8 protein-coding genes and 1 pseudogene are annotated in these 7,725 nt (G+C 55.1%); all 9 read right to left on the bottom strand.

Annotation, left to right across the window (positions count from 1 at the left end; translation table 11 throughout):
- Nucleotides 1–57: 57 nt before the first annotated feature.
- Nucleotides 58–462, bottom strand: a pseudogene (locus IEY67_RS02650) (DUF8473 domain-containing protein); the annotation flags it as partial.
- A gap of 34 nt (nt 463–496) precedes the next feature.
- Complete coding sequence (gene traM / locus IEY67_RS02645) at nt 497–1,849, bottom strand: conjugative transposon protein TraM (protein WP_004291521.1); 1,353 nt, start codon at nt 1,847–1,849, stop codon at nt 497–499.
- Nucleotides 1,830–2,117: a TraL conjugative transposon family protein gene (locus IEY67_RS02640; RefSeq protein ID WP_018697145.1), complete on the bottom strand. Its 288-nt coding sequence runs from the start codon at nt 2,115–2,117 to the stop codon at nt 1,830–1,832. Before IEY67_RS02640 ends, traM begins: the two co-directional genes overlap by 20 nt.
- Nucleotides 2,118–2,144: 27 nt before the next feature.
- The gene (gene traK, locus IEY67_RS02635; RefSeq protein ID WP_004291519.1) at nt 2,145–2,768 is read right to left on the bottom strand and encodes a conjugative transposon protein TraK; all 624 of its coding nucleotides are present in this window, start codon (nt 2,766–2,768) and stop codon (nt 2,145–2,147) included.
- Between the two features lie 31 nt (nt 2,769–2,799).
- Entirely contained in the window at nt 2,800–3,804 is a 1,005-nt protein-coding gene (traJ, locus tag IEY67_RS02630; RefSeq protein WP_004291518.1) for a conjugative transposon protein TraJ, read from the bottom strand.
- A 3-nt stretch (nt 3,805–3,807) separates the two neighbouring features.
- Nucleotides 3,808–4,437: a DUF4141 domain-containing protein gene (locus IEY67_RS02625; RefSeq protein ID WP_004304283.1), complete on the bottom strand. Its 630-nt coding sequence runs from the start codon at nt 4,435–4,437 to the stop codon at nt 3,808–3,810.
- Nucleotides 4,438–4,460: 23 nt separating this feature from the next.
- Nucleotides 4,461–4,841 (bottom strand): DUF3876 domain-containing protein, encoded by a 381-nt coding sequence (locus IEY67_RS02620; RefSeq protein ID WP_004291516.1) that lies wholly within the window; start codon nt 4,839–4,841, stop codon nt 4,461–4,463.
- A 40-nt stretch (nt 4,842–4,881) separates the two neighbouring features.
- Nucleotides 4,882–7,386, bottom strand: coding sequence for a TraG family conjugative transposon ATPase (locus IEY67_RS02615; protein WP_004291515.1), 2,505 nt, complete (start codon nt 7,384–7,386; stop codon nt 4,882–4,884).
- A complete protein-coding gene (locus tag IEY67_RS02610) occupies nt 7,383–7,715 on the bottom strand; it encodes a DUF4133 domain-containing protein (protein WP_004291514.1) in 333 nt (110 codons plus the stop codon). Before IEY67_RS02610 ends, IEY67_RS02615 begins: the two co-directional genes overlap by 4 nt.
- Between the last annotated feature and the right edge of the window lie 10 nt (nt 7,716–7,725).

The following is a 7,725-nucleotide window of genomic DNA, read 5'->3' as shown; positions in this document are numbered from 1 at the left end:
AGAACACTGACCTAATCTCTTGCCAAAGAGATATTTGCTATGCTACATTACGTGCGCACTGAAGGTGTAGAAACTGCCGTCCTCCGTGATGACGGACATATTCGTTTCGTTGGGAAAATTCCTTACGGTAGCCTTCACACGGATGATGTTCTCCGCTCCGTCGGCTTTCCCGGCAATCAGGTCGGGCGAGCCTAAATCGACATAGCGCACCTCCGCCGGAAAAATGACGTGGACGGTCTTGTCGTAGGTCACTTCCAGACCGTGCGGCGGTATCATGCGGTCGAAGGTCAGCTTGCGTGACAGCCCGTGATATAGGTCGCCGTCCGCCTCCTTCTGCGGATAGACCTCCTTCGTCAAGGTCGGTTGTTCACTTCCGTTGGTCGTTTCAACGGTTACATTCTCCTGCGCGTTGGCAGTTATGATGCCCATAGCGAGGGCAAACATGATGATTACTTTTCTCATTACTTTTGGATTTTAGTGGTAATTTTTATTGTTTTCAATATTTTTCTTGGTAAAGCATGACCCTGTACCCGGCTTTCAGATGCACCTTGACGGTTCGCATCTTTTTGGCGATGTACTGGCTCGTGCCTTGTATCAGCCCCTTGCCCAAGTCGGAGGCGAGCTGCGCCCCGGCATTGGTGGAGATGTTGATGCTGCTTCCCAGCGAGCCGCCCATGTTGGCGGCGACCTCCCGGACGGCGTTCATCTCCATCGAGTTCGGGATGAAGATGCCGGGCTGTCCGTCCGTGTCATAGACCGCAAGCTCCACGGGGATAATCGTGCCGTCGTATTCCAGCGAGGTAATCTCGATGTCGAGCCGCTCACCCTGTATCTTGCCCGTGCCGACCACCACCGCACCCCGGGGTATTGTCCTGCCTGCCACCGCCATAGGCTCCAGCAGGCGCAGCCTTACCGTCTGCCCGTCCGTCACGCTCTGCGCCCCATGCACGCACGCCGGTATGGTGTTCCTGTCCAATACCTCCGCCGTGCCGACAGCCGTGTTGAAACCCCGGTTGCGTTCCTGCGATAAGGCGGCGACAAACTCCGCGTTACTCATAGGCTGTGAGAGTGAAGAAACTACTTGATGCTCCACCTGTCTGATAGGCATTGCCTTGTTCTTCTTCCCTTTCTGCACGGTAGTTGGCTCTGCCCTCTGTTCCGCCGATGGCTGTCCTCCGTTCTGACCGCCCATGTACTTTGCCGCCAGCTCGTAGGACTTCTCCATAAGAGCCACCTGCTCGTCCATAGAGGAAGCCTTGCCCCTCTCGCTTTCCAGTTCCGACTCCAGCGATGCGATGCGCTCCAACAATTCGTCCATCTCCGCATTGTCGTTTTTCGGCTGGTCGTAGAAGTTTCCGAGCGTGGCGTTCAGGTCACGGTAGGCGGCTGCGGAGGACTGGATGGTCTGCGGCGTGGCTGGCTTTGCCCTTTCTTCCTTGCCGCCCGGATTGGCGAGGTCGAAGTCCACTCCGTTCTCCGTTCCCGCTATCTCGCGGTCGAACATGTCGCCCAGCTGCCCGATGGCACGGTTGCGGCTCTCCTGACGCTCTTCCATCTCCCCATGCTCGTAGGCTTTCAGCTTGTCGCCGATAATCTGCCGGTTCGCCTTGTCAGCGTCGGGCATCTCGGTGTTGTATCCGTCCGTTCCCGGCGGTTGCTCCTTGCCGGAGGACGGGGCGAATATCAGCCACATCGCCCCGATGAACACCAACACCATAGCGGGCAGCACGATCATCTTCTGCCGTTTCAGCCGTTGCGCCTCTGTCAGCGGTTCGCGCTCCTTTTTCGGTTTCCCCGTTTCGGGAGCAGCTTTGTTCTCTTTCGTCGGTTCATTCTTTGTCTGTTCCATATAAATAAGGTGTTAAGTGATTGCCTGTTTCCGCCGGGGTCGGCAGTTCCACCCGTCCGGCGTGTCCCGTTTCCATATGTGAGCCGTCGTTCCTGCCGATGTCATAGACGGCTCTGCCGAAGGTGTAAAGGGCAAGCACCGCGAAGGCGGCGAACATCCCCAGCACGATGCGGCGGCGTGTTTCCGGCGGCAAGCCGTCCAGATACCCTTTGAGACTTGCCGCCAAGCGTTTCCGTTTGTCGTGGAGTTTCCAATACATGCCCCACATTGATTTTCTGATACTTTTCATGTCCTGTTACCGTTTGATAGTCTGTAAATCCTTGTTCTCAATGATGGTGAAACCCTCGATGGTAAAACCGTTCGGGTTGTCATCCGACCGCGATGCGTTCAGCAGGCGGCAGGTGGTCACGAGGCTGCGCTCGGTGACGTTGCTCTGCCGGATGATTTTCTGTGTGGCGTAGGTCACGGCACGGTAGGGATAGGCGTTGAAGTCGCACACCACGCTGTCCACCTTCAGCACTTGGTTGATGTTCCCGGCGATGATGCGGTTGTAGTACCCCTTCTCCGCGAAGTCCGAATAATAGTGGTACACGCTCTTGTCCGCCAGCAGCAAGGCACGTTTCACGTTGTGTTCAATCGCGCTTTTTTCAGGTGATAGCGTGAAGAACATCTCGTGGAAACGGCGCACATGTTCCCGTGCCTCCGCCGGGCGGTTCTGCGACAAATCCTGAGACAAGGCGAGCATCAGGCTCTTGCCGTTGTCCAGCACATAGATTTTCTCCCGTTGCTTCTCTGCGAAACGGTAGGAGTTCCACACGCTCCACACCGTCACCACGGCGCACAGCGAGAGGAAGACGATACCGAACAGGCGTATCTGCCTGAACGACGATTCGATGTTTCTAAGTGATTTGAATTCCATTTATATTTTCCAATTTATGATTGCACATTGATTATTTCAGCAATTTGCCGACACGTCCGACTGCGTTTCCTGCGGCTGCACCCGCCACGCTGCCCGCCATGCTTCCGGCTCGTCCCGCCATCTGGTTCACGTTGCGACCGTAACCGCCCATGCCTCCGGCTTGGATAATCCAGCCCGCAACGGTGGGAATGGTAAAGTAGCCGATGATGCCGATGCAGAGGAATACGATATACACCCCGTCGCTCGAATCCAGCGAGAAGTTCGGGTCTGCCTGCATCCGCTCGATGTCGTTTTGCAGCATCAGAACCTGTATCTTCGCCAGTATGGTGCTGAACATGTCCGATACCGGTAGCCACAGATAGACCTGTATATAGCGGCATATCCACTGCGTGAGCGTGTTTTGGAAACCGTCCCATACCGACAGGGCGAAGGCTATCGGACCGAGAATCGCCAGCACCACGAGAAAGAAGGTGCGGACGGTGTCTATCACGAGGGCGGCGGCTTGGAACAGCAGTTCGAGTATCTCGCGGAAGAAGTCGCGGATGCTCTTCTTCATGTTGTACATTCCCCGGTCGATATACATTCCCGCCATCGTCACCATGTCGGAGGGCGACCAGCCGAGTTCCTCCAGTTGCTTGTCAAATTCCTCGTTGGACACGAGGTAGGCGGTTTCGGGGTTGCGTACCATCGCCTCGTATTCCAGTTTGTCCTTCTGCTCCCGGTATCGGTTCATGTCCAGCGTTTCCGCCTCCAGCATCTTTGCCGTGCCCTGTACGACGGGTGAGAGGATGCTGTTTATCGTGCCCAGCACCACAGTCGGGAAGAACATGATGCACAGACCGATGGCAAAAGGACGGAGCATCGGGAATACGTCTATCGGTTCAGCTCTCGCCAGCGACTGCCATACCCGGTAGGCGACGTAGAACAGCGCACCCAGCCCGGCGATGCCTTTCGCCACACCAGCCATGTCCCCACACAGCGGCATCATCTGCTCATAAAGTGAACGTAAAATCTGATGAAGGTTGTCGAACTTCATAGGCTACCAGTATCTTTCGTTCATGTTCCCGTACAGCCCCATGATGCGGTCGAGGTCGTTCTTCTTTTTCGCACGCAGGTAACTCACGGAGATGTTCTTGTTCGTGTAGTAGCTCACGAGGTTGCGGTAACGCTTCATCTTCGAGTGGCAGCGTTCCACCACGTCCATGCGCTCCTTGTCGGTCATGGAGAGCGTGGTGATGTTCACCACGTTCCTGAGTTCCGTCAACACTTCGTTGCTTTCCTCCAGCAGTTTCGTGTAGCCGAAAGCGATTGCGGAAAGCTCTTCGGGTCTGAAATTCCCGTCACGGAGCATCCGTTGGAAACTGTTCACATAGATGTCTGTGATGTCGCCCACCATCAGGATGGTCTGCTGCACCTTGCGGGCGTCCTTGACCAGATTGTTCACCGATTTGAGGGCATCGTAATACTTCTTGCCCTGCTGATAGATTTTCACCGTCTCCTGAAAGTTGCTCACCATGTTCGTGGCGGTCTTGGAGGTATGGATGATGTTTTTGGAGGCATTGATGATGCCCTGCGCTAGATTGCCCGGATCGCTTACGACCCACTGTGCGCTTGCCCTGCCCGCGAAAAGCAGGCACAGGCAGATAATCATTGTTATTCTTGTTCTCATGTTACTTTGGATTTTAGTGGTTGTTATTCTTCGGTCGGATGTCCCGGCTGCGGCTTCACCCGCACATAGTCCCCGTTTGGCGAGAAAGTCAGCACATCCGTGGCCTCGTTGTAGGACACGTCGATGCGGAAGCCGGTGTTCATGAACAGGTTGCCGTTCTCCTCCTGCAAGAGATAGGTTTCCGGCTTGAGCTTGCGGCGCAGACCGCTACGACGGAACACCGTCACTTTGTAGGCTTCGCCCTCCTTGTAGATAAGCACGTCAGGTTTTCCCTCCACGCTCTCCCAGTTCCCGCACAGCATGTCGCGGCGGTTGTCGGCCACGTCGCAGGATTGCAGCATCATGACCGCCAATCCGATAAGGCACTTGCTGACTTGCAGCATTTTCACTTTTGGTAAATTCATACGCGTTTTTCTTTTTTGGTTGATACATTCTGTTTTTTAGTTATTCCTTGTTTCTCCGCCTTTCGGCAAGCTGCCGGATGGCGGCTTCGATGTCGTCGCCCAGCTTCTCCGCCAGACGGTAAACCTCCACTTTTTCCGTTTCCTCGGTGGTGTACGCCAGATACTCTTCCGCGCTGACCTCCGTGGCATAGACCGCCGACTGCGTGCCGCCCAAGCCTATCCACACCTCCTTGTAGAGCCGTGAAGGGTTGTTCGCCATGTTGATGGAGAGTATCTGCGACTTCTCCTTTTCCGTCAGTCCGAGCAACGCCTGTATCTGGTCGAACTTGTTCATATATTTCCTTTGGTCAAGCAGGATTTTACAATCCGAGTTGTTGATAATGCTCTCTTTGACCACCGGAGAACTGATAATGTCGTCCACCTCCTGCGTCACCACGATTGCCTCGCCGTAATATTTTCTGACCGTCTTATACATATAGCGCAGATATTCAGCCATGTTCGCCGATGAGAGGGCCTTCCAAGCCTCTTCCACGATAAGCTGTTTCCGCACGCCTTTCAGCCGCCGCATCTTGTTGATGAAGGCTTCCATGATGATGATGGTCACGACGGGGAACAGTTCGCGGTTTTCTTTAATCGAATCTATCTCGAAGACGATGAACCGCTTGCCGAGCAGGTCGATGTTCTCCGTGGAGTTGAGCAGGAAATCGTAACGCCCGCCCCGGTAATACTGCCGCATGGTGGTGAGCATGTTGTCGATGTTGAAGTCGGACTTCTCCACCTTGATGTCACGCTGTGCCAGTTCCTTGCGGTAGTCGTCACGCATATACTCGTAGAAGGTGTTGAACGACGGCACGATGCTACGGTCGGATTGGATGCGCTCAATATAGGCACTCACGGCACTGCCCAGCTCGCCGCTCTCCGTCTTTGTCACCTTGTCGTCCTCCGACTTCCAGAGCGTCAGCAACAGGGTCTTGATGCTGTCCTTCTTCTCCACGTCGAAGATGTAATCGTCGGTGTAGAACGGGTTGAAGCTGATGGGCTTATCTTCCGTGTAGGTGAAATACACACCGTCCGCTCCGCCTGTCTTGCGTCGGATCATGCCGCACAAGCCCTGATAGGAGTTTCCCGTGTCCACCAATACCACATGTGCGCCTTGCTCATAATATTGGCGCACGAGGTGGTTCATGAAGAAAGACTTGCCGCTGCCCGAAGGACCCAGCACGAACTTGTTGCGGTTGGTCGTGATACCTCGCTTCATGGGCAGGTCGGAGATGTCAAGGTGCAGCGGTTTTCCCGTGAGCCTGTCCACCATCTTGATGCCGAAGGGCGAGAGCGAGCTGCGGTAGTTGGTTTCCTCTGTGAACAGGCACACCGCCTGTTCGATGAAGGTGTGGAAACTCTCTTCCGCCGGGAAGTCCGCCGCATTGCCGGGTATCGCCGCCCAGTAGAGTGTCGGGCAGTCGATGGTGTTGTGGCGCGGCACGCATTCCATGCTTGCCAACTGGCTGCCCACGTCGTTCTTGATATGCTTCAGTTCCTCCGCATCGTCGCTCCACGCCATGACGTTGAAGTGTGCCCGTACCGAGGTCAGTCCGTAGGAATGGGCTTCGTTCAGGTATTGGTCTATCCACTCGCGGTTGATGCTGTTGCTCCTTGAATAGCGAGATAGCGACTGCATGTTACGGGCGGACTTCTCGAACTTCTGCAAGGTTTCCTCACTGTTGTCTATCAGCACATACTGGTTGTAGATATGGTTGCAGGAGAGCAGAAGCCCCACCGGGGAGGCGAATGACAGTCGGCAGTCACTCCGGTCGGTGGAGAGCTTCTCGTAACGGGTGTCGGTAGCCACCTTGCCCGGCAGGTCTTCCGCGTCGGAGAGGGTGTGCAGACACAGGCGGTTGTCGCCGATGCGCATCTCCCTTGCCGAAAGCTCGATGTCCTGCAAGGTGGTGTCACCTTCCGGCATGAGCGAGAAGTAGCGTTCAATAAGTCCCGTCTTTCCCTCAGTACCCACAATCTCATCGGTGGAGAGGCGGCGCAGCCTGACAAGCCCGCTGTCGTTCATGATGCGCTCGAACTGTTCGCAGGCTTCCAAGAACTTGGTCGTGGTTTCCCTGTCCAGCTCCTTCGGGATGATATGTCCCCGGCACAGCGTGCTGAAATTGCTCTGCATCCGGTTACGCTCCTTTGTTGTCTTGGTCAGGTAGAGGTAGCAGGTGTGTTTCAGGTACGGACGCTCGTTGAAGTGACGCTCGAAAGAGCGGCTTAAAAAGCTCATGTCGTCCTTCTGAAGCTCCGGTTTGTAGCGTTCCTTGATGAACCAGTCCTGTTTGTGGACGACGGAGTAGTCCGGCAGCACCTTGATAGCCTTGCACCAGCAACTGTGTATCGCCTCGTACTCCGCACCCGTCACGGTGTAAAGTTCCGGTAGTTCCACCTCGAAAGCCACCGTGATGTCGGCGTCCTTTGAGATGATGCAGCCATGCTCCACCGCTAAAAGTGGGAACCTGTTTTCCAGTGTTGTCATTTTCGATGTATTCCTCATTGTCTTTCTTCCTTTCGTTGTCGTTTGAACAGACGGGTTATCCGCCGCCGGTTGATAAGGTATCGGGGATGGCTCCGTGCCGCTCCTAATTTCATCAGCCCGTGTTCACCGTACCGGGCGTTCAGCGCGAAGGTCTGCCATACAAGGAGGGAGGACGATGCCGCGCCGAAGCCGATACATATCCACTGGTCGATACCGACCATGTAGAGGATGACGAACAGGACGAAGAGAGCCAGCAGACCTCCGCAGAAGATGAAGAGGTACTGTGCCTTCAAGCCCTTGAACTCTACCGGACGGCCGATACCCTTGTTGATTGGGTATTCAGCCATACATTATTTA

Source organism: Parabacteroides faecis, from assembly GCF_014647375.1.
In the GTDB taxonomy this organism is placed as follows: domain Bacteria; phylum Bacteroidota; class Bacteroidia; order Bacteroidales; family Tannerellaceae; genus Parabacteroides; species Parabacteroides faecis.
This window is presented reverse-complemented; position numbering and strand designations above follow the sequence as displayed.

Bases quoted from the DNA above. Each gene is read 5' to 3' on its own strand.
- IEY67_RS02620 (WP_004291516.1), bottom strand. From the start codon at position 4,841: ATGAATTTACCAAAAGTGAAAATGCTGCAAGTCAGCAAGTGCCTTATC.
- traM (WP_004291521.1), bottom strand. From the start codon at position 1,849: ATGGAACAGACAAAGAATGAACCGACGAAAGAGAACAAAGCTGCTCCC.
- IEY67_RS02615 (WP_004291515.1), bottom strand. From the start codon at position 7,386: ATGAGGAATACATCGAAAATGACAACACTGGAAAACAGGTTCCCACTT.
- traJ (WP_004291518.1), bottom strand. From the start codon at position 3,804: ATGAAGTTCGACAACCTTCATCAGATTTTACGTTCACTTTATGAGCAG.
- IEY67_RS02610 (WP_004291514.1), bottom strand. From the start codon at position 7,715: ATGGCTGAATACCCAATCAACAAGGGTATCGGCCGTCCGGTAGAGTTC.
- IEY67_RS02640 (WP_018697145.1), bottom strand. From the start codon at position 2,117: ATGTGGGGCATGTATTGGAAACTCCACGACAAACGGAAACGCTTGGCG.
- traK (WP_004291519.1), bottom strand. From the start codon at position 2,768: ATGGAATTCAAATCACTTAGAAACATCGAATCGTCGTTCAGGCAGATA.
- IEY67_RS02625 (WP_004304283.1), bottom strand. From the start codon at position 4,437: ATGAGAACAAGAATAACAATGATTATCTGCCTGTGCCTGCTTTTCGCG.